The following is a 24,514-nucleotide window of genomic DNA, read 5'->3' on the forward strand; positions in this document are numbered from 1 at the left end:
CGACTTTATTATTTCCCGGGAAACAATTTCTTGTTAGCTTCCTTTTGGGTTAGTCGCTTTAATCCAATTAAATTTGATCAAACCCTCAAAAACGTCTAAGTCCATAACAGGAAATAGCATAACAATGCCAATTTCCTTTTTGGATAATTGTCATCTAAAAGACAATGAAAAGCTCATGAACCATTTAAGTTCATGAGCAACCTTAACGAAATAGCTTCACCTATAGATTTTACCACCTATCGCAATAAATCGCGCTGATAATTTAGAATATCCTCTATCGATTTTTCAAATGGGATTAAAGCTGGCATATTTTCTAATATGAGATCTGAAGGAAGTTTACTCATTTTCTCTTCTAATTTTTCTTCTACAGACTCTACAGTGAAATCAATGCTAGAAATAGCCTGTAAACTACTAGTAATTTCTTTTAAATATCTAGGCAATCCCGAATTCATTTCATGTATACTACCTGATTGACCCTTTTTAAATAGAATTTCATAACCGCTAACTGCATCACGAACATCGAGAAAATCCCGTTGTGCCAATAAATTATTCACCGTAAGTACTTTTTCCGCTCCGAGTAATTCCATTTCTGCTACCTTTCTAGCTAAAATGGAGCAAACACCGTTGGATTTTCCTGGACCTATTAAATTCGAAGGCTTAGCAATAACAATATTCATTTCATATAATAATTCCCATGATTGTGCTACCAACACTTGTAAAGTTTTACTCAAGCTATATGGGTGATCCAGGGTTGTAATGTCATTTGCATCAAATTGAAGTGCTGACCCAACGACTAGGACTTTACAGTTAGGGGTTTGCTGTCGAATAGCTTCCAGTAAATAGGCAGTCGATATTGTATTTGTTTCTAATGAGGCAATTGGATTTGACCAGGAAGAGGGCACATGATTTTGACCAGCCAAATGAAGCACTCTGTCTGGTCTATTCCTTTGTATCAGATCGGTTAATTCTTCTTTATTGGTTAAGTCACATGACACGAAATGAACTTGATTGTTTTCTATTTTGGATGGTTGTCTGGAAACGCCAATTACTTCGTAGCCTGCTTGCTGGAAATAACTACATGCATGAATACCTGTAAAACCTGTTGCACCTGTTATTATTAATTTTTGCTTAGTCATCCCATTTGCTCACTCTCTAAATATGCGCTAGTCATGTCATGTTGGTGAAACTCATATGTTTCTTTTAATCCATCTTCAATTGTATAGAGTGGCTTCCAGCTTAAAAGATTAGTAGCTTTTTTATTGCATAAGCAGCTATGCATAATATCTCCTTCTCTTGGTGCGGTAAATTCTCTTAGAATGGAAATCCCGTGAATATCTGTTAAAAAAGATAGTATTTCATTGATAGAAGTCCTTTGTGATGTACTTACTTGTATCGTTTCTTGGTCGCCATTCTCCAGCGCTGCAATATTGGCAGTAACAATGTCCTTTACGTATATAAAATCCCTCGTTTGCTTTCCATCGCCATGCACATTGATATGACCACCTTTTCGAAGTCGATCGAAAAATACAGACACAACTCCACCTTCTCCTTTAGGAAGTTGCCTTGGACCATATACATTTGCGTACCTTAAAATTGTATATGATTGTCTATAAAGTTCATAGAAAAGCCTTATGTAAGACTCTGCAGTTAACTTGGATAGTCCATAAAAAGAAGCAGGAACTGTGATCTCATCTTCCGAAAGTAATTCATTGTTTAAATTTCCATATACAGCCGAGGTACTTGCAAATATAAATTTCCTCACATTTGCTTTACGACAAGCCTCCAGCATATTTATTGTTCCAATAATATTTACGTCCCCATCATACTTGGGATATTGTACAGATTTTCCAACATCCGCTTGTGCAGCTAAGTGATAAAATGCATCTGGTCGGATATCCATAATAATCTTACTTGCTTCCTCGCTACATATATCAACGATATATAATTGTGCTTGTGGATTGACATTTTCCTTTTGTCCAGATACCAAATTATCTATAATATAAACCTCAATACCTCTGTCTATAAGTGCATCAACAAGATGAGAGCCTATGAAGCCCGCCCCCCCTGAAACTATTACTTTCATATCCAATCTCCTTTTATCTTTTCCATAATATATGCAAGTTGAATAGAAAAATGGGGACATGTGCCTTATAAAAGTGAAAGTCCAGCACTACCTAATGCTGGTGTTAGCAGAATCCTAATAGATTTAAAAAATGAATGAATCTTAAAAGAATCATTCATCTAAGGATATGTTTTTATGAAATTTCGCTAAATTGGTGCTTCATAATTATTGGGGAAGCCATGTTCTGTCTTTTAGTCCACACACTTATATTTGTTTGAAAATTAGGAATCATATAGGTGATAGGTAAATTTTTCATAATTTCTTCCCAAATACGATTATCTACAAACACTTTCTTATTTGCTTGTGAGGAAGTGAAAATATTCTCGTAATATTCACTACTCATCGGCTTCATTAATTTTATTGTTACATTTGGAGGAATCTCGTACCCCTCTGGCAAATGACTCAGAATATCTGTCCATAATGAGCGATCCACAAATAAATTTGGAGTAGTTGGTGAGTAAGGAAACAACAAATTATAGTAATCTGATTTCATTGGCTTAAAGAGGTTGATAGTGGAGTTATTAGGATACTTTACACCCTCCGGAAGCGAACTATCTATCTGATTCCAAATTTCTTTAACTATTGCTACTTCTGAATTTATTCCCTCATTGGTAAATCTCGATTTGTAATTCTCCGAAGACACGATAGTTTCTTCATTTGGTTTTTCCGATATTGTATCGAATTCTTTTGAACTCCAGATTCCCTCCCACCAGGTCTTACATTTATAGAATATTGCTAGAAAAAAAAGTTTAATGTATTGGATTATTCGAGACATCTTCGTCACCATTCTTCCTCATTGAAACAACCTCATTATAAACTTCTAGCAAACTTTTCATCCCTTGATCGATAGACCAGTGTGTCATACCCCACTTTTTCGCATTCGTTCCCAGTTTCTTTCGTAGCTGTTCATCACTTAGAAGTAAATTTAAGTTTTCAAACAACGTATTAGAATCCCCTGGAGGTGTCAATATACCCGTTACCTTATGCTGCACCATTTCTGGTAGACCTCCAACTTCGCTAACAATTGTTGCCTTACCTGCAATTTGTGCTTCGATTAATGATAATGGCTGATTTTCTAACAGCGTAGGCAATACATAAATATCGGCCTTTCCCAATAAAGCTGGAACATCTTCACGTTTTCCTAGAAACTGCACGTAATCATCTAGCCCAAGCACCTTGCTTTTAACTCGAAGTTTAGATTCTCCATCGCCCGACCCAACTATCCAGCAAACCCAATCTTGACGTTCTTTTTTTAGTTTTCCTAGAGCCTCTAACAAATATTTAATCCCTTTTAGGTCAGTAAGTCTTCCAGTATAGATGATTACTTTTTTATTTTTGGGTGGTGTAATAAGTGTTTTTACTTTCATTTGTTTTATAAAGCTTTCTGTATCAAAGCCATAATGGAGTACTTTTATCTGTTCCTCTACCACTTTAAATTCGTCGATTAATATGTTTCTCAACCAATTGTTCGCTACGATAGTTTTTTCTGCTGTACCTGCTCCTAGTTGTTCTAGATCATCGTAATACGCTCTGGCAATGTAAGAATTAGGTGTTTTATGAATAGTCGTTAATTGATGATGGATTTCATGCGCGACAGAACCGTGTAAAGTAGCAACTAACGGAACATGCTTGGGACGAATTCGATCGATACAGGCTGTTGAAATAACATCTTGTGTGTGTATCAAATCATAATCTCCTAAACCAAAGTAAGCTGTTCCTAATTCAAAAATATATCGTTGGAACTCTGTGTATTCGACTAATTTATTTTCATAAATTTCGGGATAATTATCTTTGTTTATTTTGGCTTGAAGTAAAGGTAGCAACTTGTCTCTTGGCACCTTTTTATCTGAACCAATCATATGGATATTCAAATTGTCTTCATCATATCCAAGCATATGAACTTCATGCCCAAGCTGTTCTAACTTCTTTTTCAATTGAACCATATAGTTCCAAACCCCACCTAAATGAGGAATAGACCAATATGTGGCTAGCAAGATTTTCAAATTATACATCTCCCCGTTTTAACCGCATGTTCTATACATATTTCTATTAACTCCATAGTGTGTGGGCGATTAAATTCGAATCATTTGAAGAATAATTGGACACCCCTTTTCAGGTACATCCTCGGTCAATAAAATAAGTATTCCTTCGGTTACTTGATAATTTACTTTTGGTTGTAAAATCCCGTTAATAAAAAGATTCATATAGGAAACACTTACTGGATTCATAATTCGTTGAATTCCATAATCAGCAATAGCGTCTCTCTCTGTATATACTTTCTTGATACCATCGGATAACACAAAGAATTCAGTTGTAATAACCTCTTTATGACTAATTACTTTGGACTCTGGTCTGTTTACCACTATCGGAATGATTAAAGGCTGTGAAAAATGTGCAGTCGCTCTCCGCGGGACGTACGGTTGGTTTTTCATTTCTTCCCTCCTACCAACTGAAATAAAGTGAAATTTCAATCAAATGGGTTTTCTTCATCATCCACTGATTGACAATAGAACTACGGCAGTGACTTAGTGACCAACCCCATGTTGGCTCGAGGCTCGCAGGTAACGAGTCATATAGAAGAGTCCACACGACGTTACGTTTTCGTCTATTTTCTACTAAGGCAGGGCATTTGCATGCAGTTGTCTCCTACTTAATCTTTATTACATCAGACAGAAGCCTCACTGCCCTTAATGCGGGATAAAGTTAGTGTATCCATTTAAAATCAAAAATGTGTATACCTAGGTCATTCTTCCCGTTTTTCAAGAAATTCTCATCTGCCCATACCTCCTACTCACTCTGAGTCATATGTTGAAAGAGAAAAGAAAAGGAGGAACATACTTGGCTTTAAAAATTGTTAAATTAGCTATATCGCCAAAACAAACTATTTCAACTTCACCCACTGTCGCTCGCTACTTTCATGAGGTGCCAGAAACAATAACAGAAGTTACCACTCATAAGATCAACGCTTCAAGTTTTTTTGATGATCAAGGTGAAACGGCACAATCGTTACCAGCGCTGAATTTGAACAATAGCTATTTTAATGTATATATAAACGGGGTACTGCAGATGGATGAAAACTTTTCTTACACCGCTGGAGAGGACGGAATAGGTTCCTTACTCATCTCTCTCCCAGAGGATTCCGAGATTCCTAAAGGGACTCCCATTATTATGGAGACAGTCAACTTCCATCCAGAGATTGTATCAGAATAGACAGGGCAACCTGTCTTTTTTATTTGGAATAAAAGCTCTACATCGCCTTTGTTCTTTCAATCAACTAGTAAGATATTCTAAAAAACTTAAAGGTTATCTTTCTTTCTATATAAATATTTTCTATTTATAGGAAACTAGCCCCTGCTCCCTTTTAATAAATCGCATTAACTATTAAATAAGGTGTACATGACGCCTTGAAGCTGAAGATTGAAGGGGGTGAAATAATGGATTTAAGTCAACTTAAAGGAGAATATGATGCAATATTTAGTCTAGGAGACCTTTGCTTAGCATCTATCCAACTAAAAAAACACAATTTGAGACCATATTCAGGGGTACTAGACTGGATGGCTAGTGTCGAACTATCAAAGGTAAATGAGCTTTTAGAAAATCGTTTTTTGGATTTCCTCGAATATGACAATCTACGAGTTATCGGATATGCTGATACATTTATCTGCGTTTCAGATGATGGCTATAATCTTGTTTCCAACCATGATTTTGATGGAGAAAAAAATACACTAACTTATTTAGGTGGTTACGCGGAAGTCATGGAGAAATACGAAAGAAGAATACAACGCTTTCTTTCAGAAATGAATAACGCCAAACGAATACTATTTGTCCGAACAGAAGGAACACTCGAGGATGCAGCAGTTTTACAAGATGTCCTATCTAGATTGGTAAAACATGATTTCAGTGTTTTACTCATTAACCATACGTATGTTCAAGGAATTGTAGAAAAAAGTTGGCCATTAGAAAAAATTTGTTCGATTGAGTTTCCAAATAAAGATAAATGGGAAGGAAATCATGACTTATGGAGAGAGGTGTTAAGTGGGATTCGTTTGCGTACTTGACCGAATGTACCGAATGTCTCTAAAAAAATCAATCAATTATTAGGGAGGAAAAATAGTGTTTACCAATGCAACAATATTGATAACCGGGGGGACAGGCTCATGGGGAATTGAATTAATCAAACAACTTCTTCTTCTTGACCCTAGGAAAATTATTATCTTTTCAAGAAATGAAAATAGACAAGTCATGATGCGAAGAAATTTTGAAGATACAAGACTACAATTTAATATAGGGGATATACGAGATGAAAATGCTCTTTCGGCAGCCTGTGTTGGGGTAGATTATGTGTTTCACTTAGCTGCACTTAAACATGTACCTGTCTGTGAGGAGAATCCTCTAGAATCTATTAAAACGAATATAGTTGGAACGCAGAATGTAATTGAAGCTTCCATAAAGAACCAAGTAAAAAAAGTAATTTACGTTTCTACAGATAAAGCAGCAGACCCAGCTAATACGTATGGCATGACAAAGGCACTTGGAGAAAAGCTGATTCTTTGTGCAAACGAATTGGGTTCGCCCACAAGGTTCTTATGCATTCGAGGAGGGAATGTGCTTGGAAGTAGCGGTAGTGTACTACCAATTTTCATCAAACAATTAGAAGAAGAAAATCAAATTCGCATTACTGATAAAAAAATGACACGATATTTTGTCACGCCTCAACAGGCAATCAAAACTCTTCTTCAGGCCACCGAGTTAGGAAATGGAGGAGAGATTTTTGTCATGCATATGAACGCTTGTAATATACTCGACTTGGCAGAAGTACTAATTGAGTACTTTCACAAAAAAGATGTCCACATCCTAGAAATCGGAGCTCGAGCTGGAGAAAAGACCCACGAGGTACTAATTGCAGAAAATGAAATACCAATGGCTACCGTATTCAACAAAGATTTGATAAAGATCTCTTCCTCAAACTCTACCAACCAAAATTCAACCGTGCCTGCTATTCTAATAGATACGAAACAAAAACTAATGACCAAACAAGAAATTAAAGAGCTATTAATAGAAGGTGGCTTTTTAAAATAAATAGCAATTTGAATTAGACTAAACATTCCGAAATAGAGATCAAGCTAAATTAATGCAAAAAAACTAGACTCTCTAAGATTGTCTAGTTTTTTGTATTTTACTTGTAGGATATCGATTCATCTGCTGCAGGATAAACAAAAATACACCAACGAGCACAAGAATACCACCAACAATTTGCCAGCCTACTAGCCGTTCTCCTAGGAAAATAGCAGCAAGAATAGTTGCCCCCACAGGCTCACCTAAAATACTCATAGATATAGTTGTTGCAGTTACATAATTCATTAGCCAGTTATTTATCAAATGAGAAATTGTTGGTACAACTGCTAACAATACGAAAATTCCCCATTCTTTTAAATCATAACCTCCCATTGTAACGCCTGTCAGCATGTTATAGACAACAAGCGCGATAGCAGCGAATCCAAAAACAGCAAAACTATAAATCCAATGCGAAACTTTTTTCACTGCTTTTTGCCCAATTAATAAATACCCGACAACAGCAATAACGCTTAGAAAAGAAAGTATATCCCCAAGAATGGCATTTCTACTTAGGCCAAAATCTCCCCATCCGACCATTACTGCTCCTATCACTGCAATACCCATGGTCATAAGTGCAGATTTAGTCGTTCTTTCTTTAAATATAATGACACCACCGATCAATGCGATAATAGGTTGCAGTGCAAGAATGATAGTTGAACTAGCAACTGTTGTCAGTTTTAAAGATCCAAACCATAGGGCAAAATGTAAAGCTAAGAACATACCTGCAACGAATAGTAGTAGCCATTCTTTATTTGTTAGTTTTTTAAACTCCGCTCTTTTAAACCAAACGACTGGTAGTAACAATAGAGTGGCTAAAATCATTCGATACATACTTAATATAGTAGCGGGTGCATGAGACCATTTAACAAAAATGGCTGCAAAAGAAATTGCTACAATGGAAATGATTAATGGTAACACAATTGATTTAGATGTATTTGTTTGATTCACTTTTTTACCCCATTCTAATACTTTTCTATACTTATAAACTAATCTTAATATACTGGATATTGCTGAAAATAGGAAATACAAAAAACTTCTTATCCATTGATAAGAAGTTTTAGGACCTGTCTCTTTTCCATTTTCTATACCTATTGTAAATACCTTTACCACTTGTGTAACCTACTAAGGTGACAGCTAGGCCAATTCCAGTTAACGAAGTAATAAGCGCTATCCACTCAAAAAAGGAATACCCTGGAACTTTTGCCCAATCTGTTTTTCCCTTCCAATCCTCAATGACTAGGTTCATCCCATAAATACCGGAAACTACTGTAAAAATAGTTAACATAAATAACAGGGAATTATTTCGTTTGCCTGATTGATTATCTTGAGCACGGTACAAGTCATCTACAGTTTGTTTTACTTCATTGAAAAGATTCTGTAAACGGAATACTTTACGTAACTGTTGCGTTAGCTCTTTCCCTTCGGATCTAGCAGAAACCTCTTCAAAATAATAACGTGAGTAAAATTTTGATATCAGTTCTATTAATTCCTCCACATATCTTTTATCCTTTGCCCAACTAACTTCACTATGCTCAAAGGAAACCTTTAATAGCATAATCTTATAGTAATAATGCAGCATTAAATTATAATAATGCACACTCATAAACTGGGAAATCTCTTGCTTTAAACTTTCTTTTTTCTTATTGGAAATAGTTGCTTGGGTGTGTTCTGAAGCAATTACATATGTATTCGGTGCCCAACGATCATGAATTCGGTCGCTCACATATCGCTTCACATAATTGGAATTCGAGCTAGAGATAAACTCATTCCCTTCTATATCCATCCCATCTAAATGCGCCAGACGGAACAACTGGTCATCTGTAATTTCAGTATTATTTGCCCCAACTAAAAATACAGATGTATGCATTCGCTCATCTTCAAAATAAGGGAGGCTGCCATAATAACCTGCTAACTTTTCGTCGTGGATGATAAATGGCTTTAGAGGCTGACATAAATAGTCAAAAACGAGCTCATTTGTAGTTTTAAATACTTTACTTTTATAGTGAATTTTAGATCCTTTATCAAATGAAAGCTTAGGCTCTAGCACTCGAAAGTGACTAATATGATCCAATATTCTTGTTAATGTTTCCTGATCCTGATTCATTGCGGAACGTATGGTGATTATACCAATACCAAAAGGACATAAAACAATGTCCACACTATTAATGATAAAATTGAATTTGTTATCATTCAATTCATATGTAAAATAATCTTCAACTACTTTAGAGTAACGCAAAAAGCCCCTATTATTGGTATTAGGAGGGAATAGTTTATCTTCAATGAACGGCAAAAAGAACTGTTCCAATTCCTCATGAGAGATTTTTATATCATCTCCATAATACATGTCTTGTAGCTCTTCTTTTTCTAAAGTAAAAAAGGTGAAATGGTGCTTTTCTAGCTGCTCCATTAACTTTTGACGATCTTTCTCTCGAAAAGAAAATGGGAATAGATAAGTCATGTACGCATCCGTAACATCCAAAGGTCGAATTACTAAACTATCCATTTTATCCACCTACTTTTGGTTATTAATTATTCTTATTTACCTCACTTGCTCTATTCATAAACCAAAAATACAGTCATTCCTAAAGTTAACTTTAGGAATAACTGTATTAGAAGCAATTAGTTACTTAAGGTTGTTATTGTTGTTATTGTTGTTATTGCGATTGTTATTACGTTGGTTTTGGTTGTTATTGTTTCTGTTTTGTTCGTTTTGGTTTTGCTCGTTTAAATTGTCAAAGTTGAAATCCTCACCGAACTCAGCTGGATTATTTTGGTTGTTGTTATTACGGTTATTGTTGTTGTTATTATTGCGATTATTATTGTTTCCCATGACTGCTCACCTCCTTGACCATATTAGAATGGTCGAAAGACTGATATATATACCTCAATGTTTATAATTTATTACCTCTTTGAGTTTTTTCCTTTTACTTCTTTGGAAAAGGATTCAATTTCCACTTCTTCTGCAAATTCAGTCTGTAAATTCGTTCGGTTGTAATATCCCACTTTTTCATTGGGGTTAGATTTCCTCGGTTCGAAAATATTTGTGTGCATATATCGGTGTAACAAGAGTTCTCCTACCATTAATATCAGCGCAGATATAAAAGCGGCTGTTCCTAAGGCTAGTGGTTGCTCATAAATATAGGAACCAAGGAAGTAAATAACTGCATAAGCAATAACAAAATCACTTATAGCTGCCCATACATTTCCTATTTTAGGTAATATAAAGACATCTCCTACATATCCTACTGCTGTAAGAACCACACTAGTAATAAGTACGTCAGTAAAAGACACATCATAAATAAGGCTTAAAACAACCCATAGCACCGCAGTTATCATGAGAAATTTCATAAATAAAGCTTTCATATACATTATTTTAACCCCTCTCGATTTATCTTTTTTTAGTTACTGTGCTAGCCTTAGATTGTTTTTTTGCAAACCACTCATTTATTTCACGATAACTCATGCCTGCATTTGCATTTAATCTTTTAACTTCCTCAATATCTGTTCCTGCAACTGTAAATTTTTTAGTACTTATAGCAAACCCATCCTTTCCATTATTGAGTATAGGGCGACTTTTTTTGTACCACTGATAAAACAGTATTGAAATTAGCCCTACCTCCACAGTATCCCCACCGTAGTACATAATCATGCTACCGAATTCCGCTTGATCTTTTGGAACTCCACTTGGCGGATTCGCATAAATATATTTAGCTAAGACGGAATGACCTGCTAATGCAAAAAGAAAGACGACCGTACGATATAAATAACTTTTTCTTATAATCACCAGATCAACATAAATAATTGAAACTGCAAATACATATCCAGCTAGAAAAATATGTACATGAATAATTACATAAAGAAGCATATTTTCGTGCATCATTAGAAACAAGTCAGTTGTGTAAAGAACCCATAAGCTACCAATATTTAGTAAAGAAGCAATAATAGGATGTTGAACGAAATGAAGAAAACTATTGTGTCGTAAAATTGTAGTTAGTTTTCGTGCTGTATATACACTAATCGTACGCAGCAGAAGCTTTATCGGAGCACCTAACGCCATTAAAAGCGGCGCCAACATGCCAAGTAATACATGACCAATCATATGAACAGAAAAATTCATGTGTCCTAAATCTGCAATTGGACCAATTATTGCGAGCAATGCACACAGTACTCCAAAGCTCCATGCTACTAACCGGAACACTGACCATGTTTTTTTCTTTCGATTGGATAGACCTACCGCCACAATATAAAAAACAAATAACAGTATAAAAGGAATTGCTAAAAAAAACTGGAGACTAGTCGCTGAATACTGTTCGTGAGTATGCACTTATACTCAGACCTTCCTTTCATGGCTTGTCTGATATATTAAAATAAACCCCAAAATAATCATTAAAGCAGCTAAAATATTCCATACTAAATCATAAGGAAGGATATCTACCCCATAACGAATTTGATGTAAACCCATCCACTTATGTTGGATAATTCCATCGTACAGTTGAAAAACACCTGCACCTAGAAGGATTCCCCCTACCCATCTCTTTAACCAAAAAGCATGCCGCCTATGAAGATCTGCAAGTAAAAAGGATGCCCCTATCGTAGCTATGAAGCTAAAGGCATGAAAAAGCCCATCTGACACTAGTCCAATATCCGTAGTAGATTTATCGTAAAAATGGTGCCAATGAAGAAGCTGATGAAAAACTACTTCATCTATAAATGCTACAATTCCCAGTCCAAACAAAATACCTGTCCACATATTCTGTTTGGCATATACTCTTTTATTTGGATTTTGTTTATGAATGGAAGAAGTTTTTACAGAAGTAGTCATGTTTAACACCCTTTTTTAACTAAGTTTCTCCTTTTCAGAAAGGATTTAAACAGAAGGGTAGGAATATAGAAATAATAATAGTCAACAAAAATACTAAGTAAAAAAGCAACCGAAATAGCTTCAGTTGCTTTTCTTCGATATAGCTTATACTAGACTTCCAATATATTTCAGGTTATCTACTGATTGTTCATCAGCCTTACCATCTAGAATATATTCGACATCTTGCAATGTTTGAGACAGGGAAACTTCGTGCCCAACTTGACCTGTAAAGGACTCTGCAACATAAAAGGGTTGCGTAAAATACGCCTCTAGTCGTTCTCCACGATTGAAAGTTTCTAATTCATTACTTCTAATTTTGTCTAAACCATGGACAACAACTAACGAACGCAGTTCTTTATAACGTCTAAGTAATTTCTGTGCTCTTTGCCTTAAATTAAAGTGACGCTGATCTACGTCCACTCCTTCCACAAGTGAAGAAGTAGAAATAATTGGTTGAACTGCAGGATAAAGGTGACGTGCTGCAAGGTCTGCATCCAATTGCCACACTGTTTCTAAAGGTCCAAAAGGAATATCCTCATCGACCACTTCCCCAGAAAGGTCTAATAGTATTGTGGTGACGTTTTTAATTCCTTCTTTGATCATTTTTTCTTGCAAATCTAATAACTGTCCCGACACCACATAACTATTATCTGTTATTAACAGGATATCCCCAGAAATTTCGGATAACTTCAAAAATGTTTCTTCTATGGATTCAGTTAAATAATTTGCTAATTCAGTTATACCCTCTGTTTCAAGTTCATCTTGTCGAGTTTTAGGCAATAAAAAAACCGTAGAATAATCACCGTCTTTAAATCTGTGCAAAAGTTCTGCAAGAATAACTAACTGCCCCATTCCAGGTCTTGCAACTAAACCAGTTGTCCCCTCTTTTACTAATGGAGCAAAAAAATCTAATGCTTTGATTTTTGTTTCTATCATATCCAACTTCTCCCCCCGTATGATTAGATCATCTACCTTACAATTTGCCAAAGAAGCTAGACCTACAAGGGTCCTTATCTCCGCCTTTCCCAAATCAATCTTCCCGGTACATAAATTCGAAACGGTTGCAGGTCTAATCCCTATTGATTTCGCCGCGGTCGTCAAATTGGGAACCTTCCTTCTCAGTAAAGCAACATTCAATCTTATATCTTCCATAACACCCCTCCTTATTACTTTTAATAGTAATTTAAATTACGCTAAAAATCAATTAGTTTACTCCATAAAGTAAATATTTTTACCCCGAAAAAGTAAATACCAGGTAATTCAACAATGTTAGTTGTTGAATTACCTGGTATTTTTTATTTTTTTACAGTGCTTAATGATTTATTTAATAGATATAAAACTGATTCTGTAAAATGTCCTGGTGCAATACGCGACATCTCTTCAATTGTTTTATATTGAATTAGATTAAACTGCGGATGTTTTTCTAGTCCTGGTAAAATACTATTAAAGATTCCTCGCGCCTGGGAGTTCATCAAAATATCCGAAAAAGAGGTATTAATAGAAAATACGTCATCCGTGATTGTCAGTTCTTCTATTTGTACATTCGAAGTATTCGGTAGAACAAACCAATCTGTAACCGAGTAAATATCTACCTCGACAGGAGGGAGACCAACAGGTTCTTCTTTTACTGATGGGGAAGAAGCCTTAACTTCCTTTTCAGGAGCTTTTTCTGTTTCGGAAATCACTTCTGTATCAGGTGTTTGGGGTGTTTCTAATTCAGGGACAGGGATTGTTTCTGGAACCACAACTGGATTAGGTATAGGATTTGCCTCAGGATTGGGAATTGCCACTAAATTTAACTGAGCTTGTTGACCATCCAGCTGTGCTTTTGCATTCTCTAAAATAATATCTATGTTTTTCATAATTGCAGCTTGTTGTTCACTATTATCAATGGTCATTCCTGCTTTTATGTTATTAGCATATTCTTGTAACGCCGCAAGACGAGTTTGTTTTTGAGATGCTGTAAAGCTATTCAGCTGATTTTCAGCAGCTTGCATTTCTCTTTGTAGTTCCACCTCAAGATCCTGCATTAAACGATCTCTTTCTGATGAGACCGCCCCTTCTATTTCCTGAACGGATTCCACCTTCTTGTTGTTAAACCAATTGTTCAGTAAACTTTGAATATCTTGATCTGCTAAAGCATTTTCTACACCACCTGAGAGCCCCAAAAGTATAATTAGTAAAGCAATAATTATTGTCGCTTTTTTAATTTGTCTTTTCTTTTTGTATTTCTCAATTCTACTTAGCATTTATATTCCTCCAATTAGAAGAATAAGAACCTCTAAAGTAAGAGGTCCTTATTAATTTTAATTAATTGTTCATGCCACTTACTAAATCATCAAGTTCTTTCAATCCAGCTATTTGTAAATCTTTAGCTGCCATTGTAATAATTCTTTCTTGCTCTTTAACTAATGCATTTGTTTTCTTCGTAATTTCCCCACGTAGTTCAACAATTTTTGCATCAATCATGGCTTTGATTTCTGCTACTGTTAAATCTGTTTCTTTATCAAGTTTTGCTTGAAGATCAGTCTTAGCCCAATCGATTGTATCCTTTAAATCTTTCACCGCCACTGCAGTCGCCGCTTTAACGTCTGTATTTACTTTTTCAACAGCCGCTTTTCCAGTATCTCCAGTATATTTAGTTAAATCTTTGTCTGCATACTTTAATGCCTCTTTACCTGCCTCATTTATTAAACCTTGCGTAAACGTTGAAAGCGAATCAAATTGACCTGCTAGGTAGGTTTCAATATGAGCTTTTTCATCTTTAATAGAATCAATATGCTCACGGCTACGTTCATCGATATTATCACTTGCTACGCCTGCGACAAATTCTCCTTTTTCATTAATACTATCTCCAGCTTCTGATTTAATAGTGTTATATTCTGTTGTAATTTCTTCTACTTTACTTCCTGCATATTCCGCTACTTGTTTATTTACTTCATTCGAAGAATTAGTAAATTGAGCCTTATACCAATTTTTTAAGTTTAAGCCTGCATCAGATGCTCCAAATGCTGCACCCGCCCCTGCAAATAGTGTTACTGCTACTGTTCCTGCAATTACTTTACCTTTAACTGTTTTCATCATATTAACTATCTCCCTTTGATTTTATAATTTTGTATGAATTAGTCCATCTTACAATTATCAAATATGTTCATTTTATTTTTCATTTATTAATGCATTTACTCGTTCTTCTAACTTTAATTTAGCAGCTGCTTCTAATTCTGCAGCTTTTGACGAAATTGCAGTCTGTTGTGCAGTTACTAATTCTCCAGTTTTCTTCGTAATTAAGTTGAGTAGTCTAGCAATCTCATTGTCCACTGTTTTATTAATGGATTCGATTGAGGCACTACTTTTTTTATTTAGCAAATCCTGCAAGAAACCCTTCGTTGTACGAATCTCCCACTCCAAGTCACTAAGTGCTTTGTTGGTTTCTTTTTCAATTTCTGTATTTAAAAACGCAAGAGCAGCTTTGCCTTCCTTACTTGTTTGTGTTTTTAAATCCAATTCGGCTAAACTATAAGTTAATTTGCTAGCTGCTAATATTGCCTTATTCGCATCATCCTCAATTTTCTTAAATTGATTGTCGATGTTATTTTGAATTTCAGCTTTTTTACTATTAACTGAATTTATATAATCTCTACTTTCCTGATGAATGGAACTTTTTGCAGCTTCTGTTTCAGTATCCCTTGTCCCATTAATACTTTCAGTAGCACCTGTTTTTAATTCTTTTGTATCATTGTTAAATTCGAGCAATTTTTGGGTAGTATGTTTTGCTGATTCAATAGCTACCTCAGTATTTGCCTTTTTAAATTGTGAGTCATACCAACCTTTTAAACCAGCGCCAGCATCCGTTGCTCCAAATGCAACTCCTGTAGTCGATATTAGTCCTACTACCACTGCTCCTGCGATTAGTTTACGTTTAACTGTTCTTTTCAATGAAATATCTCCCTTGGCACTGTAGTTTTTAGATAAGTGTTTATTTGCTTAATACATCTGCTAATAGTCCTTCAACCTCTTGTTCGACTTCTTCTTTTATGAGTTCTTCATCCATATACTCATCAAAGCTAACCTTTTCTAAATCTTTTATTGATTCAGCAAGACTACTTTTAGTTTCATTTGAAAATCCCTCCAAATTGGAGTTTGTTGCTTCTAACTGAGTGTCTAAAAAAGTTGAAACATCAACATCAAGTTTTTCATTTGTTGTCGTTAGAAATAATTTCATTTCCATTAGAATCTCTTTAATACTTTTTGATGTTACAACTTCAAATGCCTCACTCTCCTCTTGAAATGATTGACCATACCATTTGGAAAGGGAAATTTGTGGCAAACCACTGGCATAAATGGTGCTGGATCCTAGTAGAACAAGAAATATCAAAATAGTTCCTATAACTTTTTTCATTGTTTACACCCCTTTTACTCGCCCCAACCATTCTATCCATATACCCATTCTTTTATAACTAGTATTTTAGAAATAATAACCTCCTTTTAGTTATATAGTTTATTTTTTACTTCCACTCATCCTTAACAGTTAATCAGTTAGTGACAGAAGATTAACATAATTATACTTTTGCTAAATTTGCGGGTAACGGATTCCTCATAACCTCTATTTTTTCTACAAACAAAGTCATAAATTCTTTCCTTGCGACTTATTTTAGAGGCATAAAGTTACATATAAGCACTTTTTTTCTTCAAAATATCTCAATGATTGAGACTAATTGCTTAAAATAAAATAAAAAAACACACACAAATACTTGTGCGTGTTTCCTTATACCTATATCCATGTCGCTTCTTTTATATCATTTTTAGTTTCATCCTCTGAGTGACGAGGAGCATTTAGAGAATTAGTAAATATCGATTTTGAATAGCTAGCACTTATCTATCCCCTTATTGTTGCACACTAGCTATTCCTTCCACCGCTTCTTCTATAAACTCAATTATTTCCTGACTAACGGGATAGAGACCTAACGCTTCGGATGTATCTTCAGATTTCCGAACTTCCCAGAATTTATCAGCTAAGTCTTCATTAGCGAATGTAATACTGGATAAAATACGGATATCTTCCGCAATAATTTTTCCTTCCGGAGAATTTGGTGATTTCCCTTCAGTCAAACATAGTTCGATTCGTTTTATAAGATTGATCCATTTCACAATGTTATCTGCATCCTGTTCTAATTTTGGCAGACTAGCTGTTAAGGTTGTTCTTTCCTCTTCAGTAAATATTTCCTTCCATACATCTTCCTTACTATACTTTTTATGTTGTTGGAAAAGCGGTACTAATTCTTCCCACTTTAGCATCCCTTCGAGCTGGACTATGTTAAGTAAGGTGTTTGTATGATCAATAGATTTCTGTAATTGCTGCATATCTACATTGAGTCGTTCTCGGTGCATTTTAAGTATGTCTGCAATAGAGACTCTTTCCACGATCTGCTGTATATCCTTTAGCGGAAGCGAAGCCGCTTTTAGCAAGGCTATCTTTTCAAGCGATAAGAGATCCTCTTCCGAATAAAGCCTTTTACCACTTTCATGAATCATTGTTGGTTTAAGTAAATTGATTTGATCGTAATAACGAATAGTACGGACAGAGATATGAAGTTTTTTTGATACCTCTCCTGTAGTGTAGTAAACCAAAATTCATCCCCTCCATATAAAATGTCTTGCAGGTAACGTTACGTCACCACTTATTCTAAAAATAACATATTTCGTTATTGGAGGAATTACAAAATGAAAGAATTTTCGTTCAAAACAATGTTTTGGTCTTGGAGTGAACTTATACTGCTGTTATTGGTAACTTTTTTATTTGTTCCTATAGTTATTGAGAACCTATTACAGGATGTTTTGTATGTATTTTTGGAGGATAGCCTTTATTCAGGCACATTAACAGGACTCGTAATGTCTATTCTTTTCACAGGAGGAGTTTATGTCATCGCTTTGAGACCATATAACCTTTCATGGCGAGCTGTCGGATTCAACTCATTCCAAACATCCTATTGGAAGTCTATTATAACTTGGACAGTTTTTTTAATAGGAACTAGTCTAATAATAGTTATATTAATGGAACTCCTTGGAGGGACTTCAGAAAATACAAAGACACAAAGCCTACAAAGTAATATGGGAATCTTGTCATTTCTATTCGCTTTCGTATCAGCTGCTATCATTTCTCCTATTTATGAGGAGATTTTCTATCGCGGCTTTCTTTATAGATGGTTTAGAGTTAAGTTGGGAGTGCCAGCTGGGATATTACTTAGTTCTTCCGTTTTCATGCTTGTTCATATTCCTTCCTATAATACATTGCCAGTCAATTTTCTTACGGGTGTTATATTTTCATGGACTTATGAAAAAACCGGATCCATATATCCTGGCATGATTATACATGGCGTCTTTAATGGCATTGCTGTGGTATTAACTGCTCTAAGTTAATAAAACTCCTCACCAAATAAGGTGAGGAGTTTTATATCGTTATACGATTTGATCAATAATGCCATAACTCATCGCTTCTTCAGCTGTCATAAAATAATCACGGTCAGAGTCTTTGGCTATTTTTTCAATGGACTGACCTGTTCGGTCTGAAAAGATTCGGTTAATTCTATCTTTCATCAACAGAATACGTCTAGCACTGATTTCAATATCACTTGCCTGACCTTGCGCTCCGCCAAGAGGTTGATGAATCATAATCTCACTGTTCGGTAAAGCAAAACGTTTTCCTTTTGCACCCGCAACTAATATTGTCGCACCAAATGAAGCAGCCATTCCCGTACAAATCGTACGTACATCTGGTTTAATGATCTGCATTGTATCATAAATTGCAAATCCAGAACTTACTGAGCCTCCTGGACTATTGATGTACAAAGAAATATCCTTCTCCGGATCATCTGCTTCTAAAAATAATAGTTGCGCTACGATATTATTAGCAACAACGTCATTGATTTCCGAGCCAAGGAAAATAATACGATCTTTCAATAATCTCGAATATATATCATATGAACGCTCGCCATGTCCTGTTTGTTCTACAACATATGGAATAAGGTTAGACATTTTCTTTCCCCTTTCTACGCTATAGCTAAAAGACCCTCTTCTTTCCAAAAAGTAAGCTGAGATAATAACCTAGTTACTTCTAATTGATAGAACGGAACAATTAGCACTTCGCCATTTTTCTTGAGGAACGAAATTAGCATATAAGAAGAATTACCCTGTACATATGAATGGACGATAGAGTGACTTGAGGAAGCGAGTTCTATTTTTCCACTTTGCATATATGGTTGTTGATGATCATTCTGATAAACACGAATAACTGCAGTCGGATCTCCACTGCTCCATGCGTGTAAATAAGACATAGCTGTTTCGTCTTCAACATCATATCGGAAGGATTCGTAGGATTTTTGCTTAGCATTTTTCCTAGCCCTGTTTAGAGCAGCTTTGATAGAACCCTCACTGACCGAAAGCAAATTTGCCGTTTCTTTTGAGGAGTAGCCAAATCCCATGACTAGTAATACCACCACCCTTTGCTTTGCGGAAAGTTCATGTAATAACGCATAGATTCTTGGGAAAAGTTCTGCTGAAATTCCTTCTTGATAATTATAATTGGACATATCTTGATGCAAATTTTCTTCTATTTTACGTTTACGATGCTTATCGATCCAGGCATTGGAGGCAATACGAAACAAATAGGACTTTGCCATTTCCTTCGGCGTTTTCATCCAACTTATATATGCTTTTTCTATCGTCTCCTGCATTAAGTCTTCTCCATCCCACTTTGTACGCGTCAGGGATAAACAATACTTCCTTAAACTATGCATAAAAGGCTTAATAGCCTTCTCAAATTCCTCATTCAATTCAAACGGAGTTTTTTCAACAAGCGGCCGCATGTTTACCCCTCCTTCAAATTTGTCTTTCACTAATATAAACGGAAATATGGACTAAAAAGATACGGTCATAAAAAATATTTTTAAACCTACCACTTATCGATGCGTATCATGTAATGGGTCAAATAGATCTTCCGCTGCATTTCTTACCATTGAAAAATTATCTACATTATAATGACCATGTAGTACTTTATTGTGATGATTAATAATTTGTTCTGCCGTAAGAACTGATGAACCTGTGGTTGAATGTCCATCTCCAACTAACGTGACATCTAATTGTGAAACGGTTGCAGTTCGTACTGCTGTATCTATGCAGTGCTCTGTTTTGCAGCCCATAATTACTACATGTTGAACCTTCTGTTCTTCTAAATATTCTTTTAATCCAGTTTCATAAAATGAATTTGTTGCAGCCTTATCGAATGTCTTTGAGTCTGTAGGTATAGTAATACCTTTGTGGACTTGGAAACCTTCTCCTTTTCCTTCTGCCACATCTGTATCTCTTACAAAAATGATAATAGCATCTGACTCAATTGCTTTTTTAATTACTAAATTGATGTTTTCTATTAACTGTTCTTTTAGAAATACACTACCTTCCTGGTCATTCCCTTCTATTAATTCCTGTTGCGCGTCAATGATTAATAATGCTTGTTTCATAACAACACCTCTTTTTATTTATTTTAAATTATTTTCGAAATACTGGACTAATGAAATATACCTTCCTTGCTCATGCCACTCGTTATATAGCTCAAATACTTTATGGACATCCCCATTCACCTTTTCAACCAGTGATTTAACTTTTAAATAACTTCTCCAATAATCAAACATAATACTAGAAAGTGAACCCTGGTAAGACATTGAACCGAAATCATTCAAGTCATTATCACCATAGTCTTCTGTAAAAGTGGTCAATAACTCAAGTTCAATAGCAGTTACTTCTTCAAATTGTTCGTCTGTTAAACAATACTTTCTAGGCAAATAAAAGCACATTCCTTCTTCAAACCAAATACTATCATGTCGTTCATCCTCAAATTCATCTACAAACAAATCAATATGATGCGTTAGTTCATGGGCCAGAATGACAAATAACTGGTCAGTACTAAAGTTCTCATAAAAACTTTGAATATGGGGTATTACCTTACCATCCAATTGGGAGACCAACAAGTTTTGCCACTCCTTTAAAATTGGGGACATATAAATGAAATCTTCTCTCGTGAATGCTGGTATTGGTATTGACGAGAAGGTAGTAGTCGCCAGTTCCCCCGTCGTCCAAAGTACTCCTTTAGGAATAGCGGTCAATTGATAATGTTCCTCCAATACATGCTGATAACCCTTTAGTTTTGCCATCAATTCTTTTGTGATAATATCATATTTAGCCGCTTCTTCAGGTGCCTCAAATGCTAAAATACTTTTCATATTACTTCCACCTTTATCTCATCCAACTTGTTTAACTTGTATAACATAGAACTCCCTTCGTAAAAACATGTCTCCCCTTAAAGTTTGGTCCATATCGCTTTTGTATAGGCCAGTTTTAGTCCTGCTCTTTCCATATTTCGATGACTTCCACTTCCATATGTAGCCTCACTAGTTATGTACCTTGCTCCTTTTTCAATTGCAATTTCAACACGTTTTTTAAGCAATGCAGAATGTACTCCCATATTACGATAACCAGGTAAAGTTGCAGCTGCCGCCAAAGTCGCAATCTCTTCTTGCACATTTAAAACCGCAACTCCTACCGGAACATCTTGCTTGTAAGCAATGTAAAATTCCCAACCTGGAACTTCAAATAGAATTTCATTGTTTTGTTTAATCCCCTCTTGAATAAAAGTAGGTAGTCCGAATGCAGCCACGTAAATTGAAGCAAATAAATCAAAATCATTTTTACCTAGAGGTCGAATATCTAGAGAGGATGGCATACTCTGACTCTTAAAGCCTTTTACTTCTCCTATAAAAGATGCATGAAAGCCAGATTGATAAAACCCTAGTTCAGCTAGTTTTCTTAATAACTTTTCTGAACTGTTCGTAGGAGCAATCTCGACTCGAAAATTTATCGAAAGATTCTCATAGAAGCCAAAGATCTCTTCTATATGTGAAAGTACCTGTTCATTCAATCCTCGAACAGTATTAAAAGCTGGACCTGGAATATGTTTAACAGCAAAAGCATGAGTTGTGCCCTTAACTAATTGATGGACCCCCATTGGATTTCCGGGGATTGATTGTATGGCATTTAATCTGGAAGTTAATGTTTTTATTTCTGCCTGCTCGAGTATGCTTAATTTCATTCTAATCCCCCGTGACGTTTAACAAAATTTAGTGCTTAAATCACATTTATGAACCATAATTTCCTCACCTTTACTTGTCGCAAAAATCCGGAATATTGGAGTGAATATAAAAACCTTCTAATAACGTCTTCCCACCCTCATATAATGATATATTGTACTTTTCATCTAAGGTCGTTATAAGTGAGACATCGTGACCTTCTGGAAACTCCATTTCCTCGGCACCTTCTCTTCTACTATTATTTATTTCCTTTATAATTTTCTTCAGCATCTTTTCATCAGTTATCTCCAACAATTCTTCTGTACCCATACATTGGACGGTAATACTGTCCATCTCTTCAATAATAAGGGGGGGTGGTTACTACATGAAACGAGCAAAAGTATAACCAGTAAGGTAAGAACGTGAACCATTTTTTTGAATGTAAACACATAATCACCCATCCACTCTATTATTATCTTATACTTCAGAATATTTCACATCATTATTCATTTCTGCTAAAATATAATACATACAATAGCTATTAAAACGAGTTTAAAAGGGGAGTTTGTCATGAATCAAAAAAGGTACCGCAGACGTAATACGATGGCATTTACGGTATTGGCGTATTTTACGTTAATTGCCGGGGTTTTCATGTTCTGTATTGGCCTCTATAATGCAGATAACTTACAGCTAAATGAAAAAGGGTATTATATTGCAGTTATGATATTGGTTGCAGTTGGAGCCATCCTTACACAAAAAGTTACACGAGATAATGCTGAAGATAACGACATTATCGCCGAGCAAGAACAAGAACGACAAATGAGCAGTAACCGAATTCCACCTAGCACGAAAGAATTATCATAACTAAGCCTTAAATCCTGTTGTTGTATACACAGGATTTTTTATTGTTCAATCCTGTTTATATGTACAATGCCATTATCTTGCTCTAGTACGAAAACATCTGGATTTTTCATCTGTTGCCATCCGGCAAATCCGAATGTCGGAACATAGTGATTAATGAGCAGGGATAAAATATTCCCATGAGAAATGATGACTACATGATGCATTTGGTCATTTTTGAAAACCTCGTCCATGACCTTTTGTATGCGCTTTAATGCCTGATTACTTGACTCTCCACCTGAAAACGTTAAATCTCTTTCTACAAAGGTTCTTTCCAGATGCTCTAACCAATCCTCCATAGGATCCGCACTCAACACTCGTTCTTGTAAATTGTCATCTATTATAATAGGAATTCCCATACTTTCTGAAAAGGGTTTAATTGTTTGTAAAGCTCTTTTGTATGGACTAGAAATTATATGATCTATATCACATTTTTCTAATATAGGAACAAGCTTTATAGCCTCCTCTCTTCCTTCATTCGTTAACTCTGCAAAAGGATCTTGGCCTGTCGCCTTACAATGTCTGATTAAGTATATTTTCTTTTCAACCATCTTCTCACCTCTATTGTTAATTCGCCATTTCTACTTTTATTCCTGTTAAATATATGAATTTTCGGAACTATTATATATACTTTATATAATAACTATAGAGGAGTGATTAAGATGAAAAACGTCCTACAGGTGATTGGGAAGTAAAGGTTAATTCACTTTTTCTTTTCAATCCAATAAACCCATACAATACTTTAGGATGAAAAGAGGAATAAAATTGTACCAAGACAATGAATTAGTAATCAGACCTATTAAGAATGAAGACTTAACTAGACTATGGGAATTAATGTGCAAAGATGAAAAGCCAGAGTGGAAAAAATGGGATGCCCCATACTATGAATATAAATCTGTCCCATATGATACCTTTATGGAAAAGGCAGATTTATATATTAATCGAGAAAATTTCTGGGGAATTGAAGTAGATGGTGTCTTAAGAGGAATTGTTTCTTATTATTGGGAGCATGAGCCTTCTAAATGGTTGGAAATCGGCATTGGATTTCACGAAGCAGGTAGTTGGGGGAAAGGTTTAGGGACCCGTGCATTTAGCCTTTGGATGAGTCACCTATTTACAACACTGCCTCTTGTTCGCGTTGGCTATACAACTTGGTCAGGTAATCATCGGATGATTCGAGTTGGTGAAAAATTAGGTATGACAATGGAAGCCCGTATTCGAAAGGTACGTTACTATAACGGGAAATACTACGATTCGATTCGTATGGGGATATTACGAGAAGAATGGGAAAACTTTACAAACAACAATTAATCCAAATTGTGTCGGTTAATACAATATAATAAGGAATCCGCAAACTTATTATAAGTAGAGTGGGACATTTATTGATATACTACTTAAATA

30 protein-coding genes are annotated in these 24,514 nt (G+C 35.4%); 6 read left to right on the forward strand and 24 right to left on the reverse strand.

Translation table 11 applies throughout. The annotated features are described in order from the left end of the window. Positions 1-236: 236 nt before the first annotated feature. From ACQCPR_RS18415 to ACQCPR_RS18435, 5 genes are all read right to left on the reverse strand, one after another. Positions 237-1,136 (reverse strand): NAD-dependent epimerase/dehydratase family protein, encoded by a 900-nt coding sequence (locus ACQCPR_RS18415; protein WP_427137754.1) that lies wholly within the window; start codon positions 1,134-1,136, stop codon positions 237-239. Continuing rightward, a complete protein-coding gene (locus ACQCPR_RS18420; RefSeq protein ID WP_090565913.1) occupies positions 1,133-2,083 on the reverse strand; it encodes an NAD-dependent epimerase/dehydratase family protein in 951 nt (316 codons plus the stop codon). Before ACQCPR_RS18420 ends, ACQCPR_RS18415 begins: the two co-directional genes overlap by 4 nt. Positions 2,084-2,255: 172 nt before the next feature. After that, positions 2,256-2,906: a hypothetical protein gene (locus ACQCPR_RS18425; RefSeq protein ID WP_427137755.1), complete on the reverse strand. Its 651-nt coding sequence runs from the start codon at positions 2,904-2,906 to the stop codon at positions 2,256-2,258. After that, complete coding sequence (locus ACQCPR_RS18430) at positions 2,872-4,125, reverse strand: glycosyltransferase family 4 protein (RefSeq protein ID WP_090565908.1); 1,254 nt, start codon at positions 4,123-4,125, stop codon at positions 2,872-2,874. Before ACQCPR_RS18430 ends, ACQCPR_RS18425 begins: the two co-directional genes overlap by 35 nt. A gap of 69 nt (positions 4,126-4,194) precedes the next feature. After that, the gene (locus ACQCPR_RS18435; RefSeq protein ID WP_427137756.1) at positions 4,195-4,554 is read right to left on the reverse strand and encodes a DUF4183 domain-containing protein; all 360 of its coding nucleotides are present in this window, start codon (positions 4,552-4,554) and stop codon (positions 4,195-4,197) included. A gap of 406 nt (positions 4,555-4,960) precedes the next feature. On the opposite strand from ACQCPR_RS18435, the gene ACQCPR_RS18440 reads away from it, so the two are divergent. From ACQCPR_RS18440 to ACQCPR_RS18450, 3 genes are all read left to right on the forward strand, one after another. Beyond that, positions 4,961-5,332 (forward strand): DUF4183 domain-containing protein, encoded by a 372-nt coding sequence (locus ACQCPR_RS18440; RefSeq protein WP_427137757.1) that lies wholly within the window; start codon positions 4,961-4,963, stop codon positions 5,330-5,332. A gap of 224 nt (positions 5,333-5,556) precedes the next feature. Continuing rightward, complete coding sequence (locus tag ACQCPR_RS18445) at positions 5,557-6,180, forward strand: DUF1796 family putative cysteine peptidase (protein ID WP_340880644.1); 624 nt, start codon at positions 5,557-5,559, stop codon at positions 6,178-6,180. 55 nt (positions 6,181-6,235) lie between these two features. Then, positions 6,236-7,201 (forward strand): polysaccharide biosynthesis protein, encoded by a 966-nt coding sequence (locus ACQCPR_RS18450; protein WP_427137758.1) that lies wholly within the window; start codon positions 6,236-6,238, stop codon positions 7,199-7,201. Between the two features lie 72 nt (positions 7,202-7,273). Here the strand turns inward: ACQCPR_RS18450 and ACQCPR_RS18455 are convergent, their stop codons facing one another. From ACQCPR_RS18455 to ACQCPR_RS18510, 12 genes are all read right to left on the reverse strand, one after another. Beyond that, entirely contained in the window at positions 7,274-8,185 is a 912-nt protein-coding gene (locus ACQCPR_RS18455; protein ID WP_090566541.1) for an EamA family transporter, read from the reverse strand. Positions 8,186-8,294: 109 nt separating this feature from the next. Beyond that, a complete protein-coding gene (locus ACQCPR_RS18460; protein WP_090565898.1) occupies positions 8,295-9,740 on the reverse strand; it encodes a hypothetical protein in 1,446 nt (481 codons plus the stop codon). A gap of 120 nt (positions 9,741-9,860) precedes the next feature. Then, positions 9,861-10,067 (reverse strand): hypothetical protein, encoded by a 207-nt coding sequence (locus tag ACQCPR_RS18465; RefSeq protein WP_427137759.1) that lies wholly within the window; start codon positions 10,065-10,067, stop codon positions 9,861-9,863. 71 nt (positions 10,068-10,138) lie between these two features. Next, a complete protein-coding gene (locus ACQCPR_RS18470) occupies positions 10,139-10,606 on the reverse strand; it encodes a YndM family protein (RefSeq protein ID WP_340880647.1) in 468 nt (155 codons plus the stop codon). Between the two features lie 19 nt (positions 10,607-10,625). Further along, positions 10,626-11,561, reverse strand: coding sequence for a cytochrome c oxidase assembly protein (locus tag ACQCPR_RS18475; protein ID WP_090565892.1), 936 nt, complete (start codon positions 11,559-11,561; stop codon positions 10,626-10,628). 6 nt (positions 11,562-11,567) lie between these two features. Then, on the reverse strand, positions 11,568-11,987 hold the full coding sequence (locus ACQCPR_RS18480; RefSeq protein ID WP_241598251.1) for a DUF2243 domain-containing protein: 420 nt from the start codon (positions 11,985-11,987) through the stop codon (positions 11,568-11,570). 216 nt (positions 11,988-12,203) lie between these two features. Next, a complete protein-coding gene (locus ACQCPR_RS18485; RefSeq protein WP_340880648.1) occupies positions 12,204-13,034 on the reverse strand; it encodes a hypothetical protein in 831 nt (276 codons plus the stop codon). A 359-nt stretch (positions 13,035-13,393) separates the two neighbouring features. After that, positions 13,394-14,347, reverse strand: a complete 954-nt coding sequence (locus tag ACQCPR_RS18490; protein WP_427137760.1) for a hypothetical protein — start codon at positions 14,345-14,347, stop codon at positions 13,394-13,396. Positions 14,348-14,408: 61 nt separating this feature from the next. After that, entirely contained in the window at positions 14,409-15,182 is a 774-nt protein-coding gene (locus ACQCPR_RS18495) for a hypothetical protein (RefSeq protein ID WP_427137761.1), read from the reverse strand. Between the two features lie 72 nt (positions 15,183-15,254). Continuing rightward, positions 15,255-16,034, reverse strand: coding sequence for a hypothetical protein (locus tag ACQCPR_RS18500; RefSeq protein ID WP_427137762.1), 780 nt, complete (start codon positions 16,032-16,034; stop codon positions 15,255-15,257). Between the two features lie 40 nt (positions 16,035-16,074). Continuing rightward, complete coding sequence (locus tag ACQCPR_RS18505) at positions 16,075-16,497, reverse strand: hypothetical protein (protein ID WP_090565880.1); 423 nt, start codon at positions 16,495-16,497, stop codon at positions 16,075-16,077. A gap of 485 nt (positions 16,498-16,982) precedes the next feature. Next, positions 16,983-17,726 carry a MerR family transcriptional regulator gene (locus ACQCPR_RS18510; RefSeq protein WP_427137763.1) on the reverse strand — a complete coding sequence of 248 codons (744 nt, stop codon included), beginning with the start codon at positions 17,724-17,726 and terminating at the stop codon, positions 16,983-16,985. Positions 17,727-17,819: 93 nt separating this feature from the next. Here ACQCPR_RS18510 and ACQCPR_RS18515 point away from each other — a divergent pair, with 93 nt between their 5' ends. Beyond that, positions 17,820-18,515 carry a CPBP family intramembrane glutamic endopeptidase gene (locus ACQCPR_RS18515; protein WP_427137764.1) on the forward strand — a complete coding sequence of 232 codons (696 nt, stop codon included), beginning with the start codon at positions 17,820-17,822 and terminating at the stop codon, positions 18,513-18,515. Positions 18,516-18,554: 39 nt separating this feature from the next. Here the strand turns inward: ACQCPR_RS18515 and clpP are convergent, their stop codons facing one another. The 6 genes from clpP to ACQCPR_RS18545 form a co-directional block, all read right to left on the reverse strand. After that, a complete protein-coding gene (gene clpP / locus ACQCPR_RS18520) occupies positions 18,555-19,130 on the reverse strand; it encodes an ATP-dependent Clp endopeptidase proteolytic subunit ClpP (RefSeq protein WP_090565875.1) in 576 nt (191 codons plus the stop codon). Between the two features lie 14 nt (positions 19,131-19,144). Further along, positions 19,145-19,960 carry a sigma-70 family RNA polymerase sigma factor gene (locus ACQCPR_RS18525; RefSeq protein ID WP_427137765.1) on the reverse strand — a complete coding sequence of 272 codons (816 nt, stop codon included), beginning with the start codon at positions 19,958-19,960 and terminating at the stop codon, positions 19,145-19,147. Positions 19,961-20,053: 93 nt separating this feature from the next. Next, the gene (locus ACQCPR_RS18530) at positions 20,054-20,611 is read right to left on the reverse strand and encodes an isochorismatase family protein (protein WP_427137766.1); all 558 of its coding nucleotides are present in this window, start codon (positions 20,609-20,611) and stop codon (positions 20,054-20,056) included. 18 nt (positions 20,612-20,629) lie between these two features. Then, positions 20,630-21,370, reverse strand: coding sequence for a hypothetical protein (locus ACQCPR_RS18535; RefSeq protein ID WP_090565869.1), 741 nt, complete (start codon positions 21,368-21,370; stop codon positions 20,630-20,632). A gap of 77 nt (positions 21,371-21,447) precedes the next feature. After that, positions 21,448-22,236, reverse strand: a complete 789-nt coding sequence (locus ACQCPR_RS18540) for a GNAT family N-acetyltransferase (protein WP_269922706.1) — start codon at positions 22,234-22,236, stop codon at positions 21,448-21,450. Positions 22,237-22,306: 70 nt separating this feature from the next. Then, positions 22,307-22,528, reverse strand: coding sequence for a hypothetical protein (locus ACQCPR_RS18545; RefSeq protein WP_340930933.1), 222 nt, complete (start codon positions 22,526-22,528; stop codon positions 22,307-22,309). A 255-nt stretch (positions 22,529-22,783) separates the two neighbouring features. Here ACQCPR_RS18545 and ACQCPR_RS18550 point away from each other — a divergent pair, with 255 nt between their 5' ends. After that, entirely contained in the window at positions 22,784-23,077 is a 294-nt protein-coding gene (locus tag ACQCPR_RS18550) for a YiaA/YiaB family inner membrane protein (protein WP_090565861.1), read from the forward strand. Positions 23,078-23,115: 38 nt separating this feature from the next. Here the strand turns inward: ACQCPR_RS18550 and ACQCPR_RS18555 are convergent, their stop codons facing one another. Then, a complete protein-coding gene (locus ACQCPR_RS18555; protein ID WP_427137767.1) occupies positions 23,116-23,664 on the reverse strand; it encodes a histidine phosphatase family protein in 549 nt (182 codons plus the stop codon). 214 nt (positions 23,665-23,878) lie between these two features. On the opposite strand from ACQCPR_RS18555, the gene ACQCPR_RS18560 reads away from it, so the two are divergent. Beyond that, complete coding sequence (locus ACQCPR_RS18560; RefSeq protein ID WP_090565856.1) at positions 23,879-24,424, forward strand: GNAT family N-acetyltransferase; 546 nt, start codon at positions 23,879-23,881, stop codon at positions 24,422-24,424. Positions 24,425-24,514 lie beyond the last annotated feature (90 nt).

The sequence above is a fragment of the Psychrobacillus psychrodurans genome, from assembly GCF_050209195.1.
In the GTDB taxonomy this organism is placed as follows: domain Bacteria; phylum Bacillota; class Bacilli; order Bacillales_A; family Planococcaceae; genus Psychrobacillus; species Psychrobacillus psychrodurans.

Excerpts from the sequence above, each read along its gene's own strand:
- ACQCPR_RS18480 (WP_241598251.1), bottom strand. The coding sequence starts at position 11,987 with ATGTGGACAGGTATTTTGTTTGGACTGGGAATTGTAGCATTTATAGAT.
- ACQCPR_RS18540 (WP_269922706.1), bottom strand. The coding sequence starts at position 22,236 with ATGAAATTAAGCATACTCGAGCAGGCAGAAATAAAAACATTAACTTCC.
- ACQCPR_RS18435 (WP_427137756.1), bottom strand. The coding sequence starts at position 4,554 with ATGAAAAACCAACCGTACGTCCCGCGGAGAGCGACTGCACATTTTTCA.
- ACQCPR_RS18415 (WP_427137754.1), bottom strand. The coding sequence starts at position 1,136 with ATGACTAAGCAAAAATTAATAATAACAGGTGCAACAGGTTTTACAGGT.
- clpP (WP_090565875.1), bottom strand. The coding sequence starts at position 19,130 with ATGTCTAACCTTATTCCATATGTTGTAGAACAAACAGGACATGGCGAG.
- ACQCPR_RS18460 (WP_090565898.1), bottom strand. The coding sequence starts at position 9,740 with ATGGATAGTTTAGTAATTCGACCTTTGGATGTTACGGATGCGTACATG.
- ACQCPR_RS18530 (WP_427137766.1), bottom strand. The coding sequence starts at position 20,611 with ATGAAACAAGCATTATTAATCATTGACGCGCAACAGGAATTAATAGAA.
- ACQCPR_RS18445 (WP_340880644.1), top strand. The coding sequence starts at position 5,557 with ATGGATTTAAGTCAACTTAAAGGAGAATATGATGCAATATTTAGTCTA.
- ACQCPR_RS18550 (WP_090565861.1), top strand. The coding sequence starts at position 22,784 with ATGAATCAAAAAAGGTACCGCAGACGTAATACGATGGCATTTACGGTA.
- ACQCPR_RS18485 (WP_340880648.1), bottom strand. The coding sequence starts at position 13,034 with ATGATAGAAACAAAAATCAAAGCATTAGATTTTTTTGCTCCATTAGTA.
- ACQCPR_RS18495 (WP_427137761.1), bottom strand. The coding sequence starts at position 15,182 with ATGATGAAAACAGTTAAAGGTAAAGTAATTGCAGGAACAGTAGCAGTA.
- ACQCPR_RS18470 (WP_340880647.1), bottom strand. The coding sequence starts at position 10,606 with ATGTATATGAAAGCTTTATTTATGAAATTTCTCATGATAACTGCGGTG.
- ACQCPR_RS18420 (WP_090565913.1), bottom strand. The coding sequence starts at position 2,083 with ATGAAAGTAATAGTTTCAGGGGGGGCGGGCTTCATAGGCTCTCATCTT.
- ACQCPR_RS18525 (WP_427137765.1), bottom strand. The coding sequence starts at position 19,960 with ATGCGGCCGCTTGTTGAAAAAACTCCGTTTGAATTGAATGAGGAATTT.
- ACQCPR_RS18515 (WP_427137764.1), top strand. The coding sequence starts at position 17,820 with ATGAAAGAATTTTCGTTCAAAACAATGTTTTGGTCTTGGAGTGAACTT.
- ACQCPR_RS18490 (WP_427137760.1), bottom strand. The coding sequence starts at position 14,347 with ATGCTAAGTAGAATTGAGAAATACAAAAAGAAAAGACAAATTAAAAAA.
- ACQCPR_RS18555 (WP_427137767.1), bottom strand. The coding sequence starts at position 23,664 with ATGGTTGAAAAGAAAATATACTTAATCAGACATTGTAAGGCGACAGGC.
- ACQCPR_RS18535 (WP_090565869.1), bottom strand. The coding sequence starts at position 21,370 with ATGAAAAGTATTTTAGCATTTGAGGCACCTGAAGAAGCGGCTAAATAT.
- ACQCPR_RS18465 (WP_427137759.1), bottom strand. The coding sequence starts at position 10,067 with ATGGGAAACAATAATAATCGCAATAATAACAACAACAATAACCGTAAT.
- ACQCPR_RS18505 (WP_090565880.1), bottom strand. The coding sequence starts at position 16,497 with ATGAAAAAAGTTATAGGAACTATTTTGATATTTCTTGTTCTACTAGGA.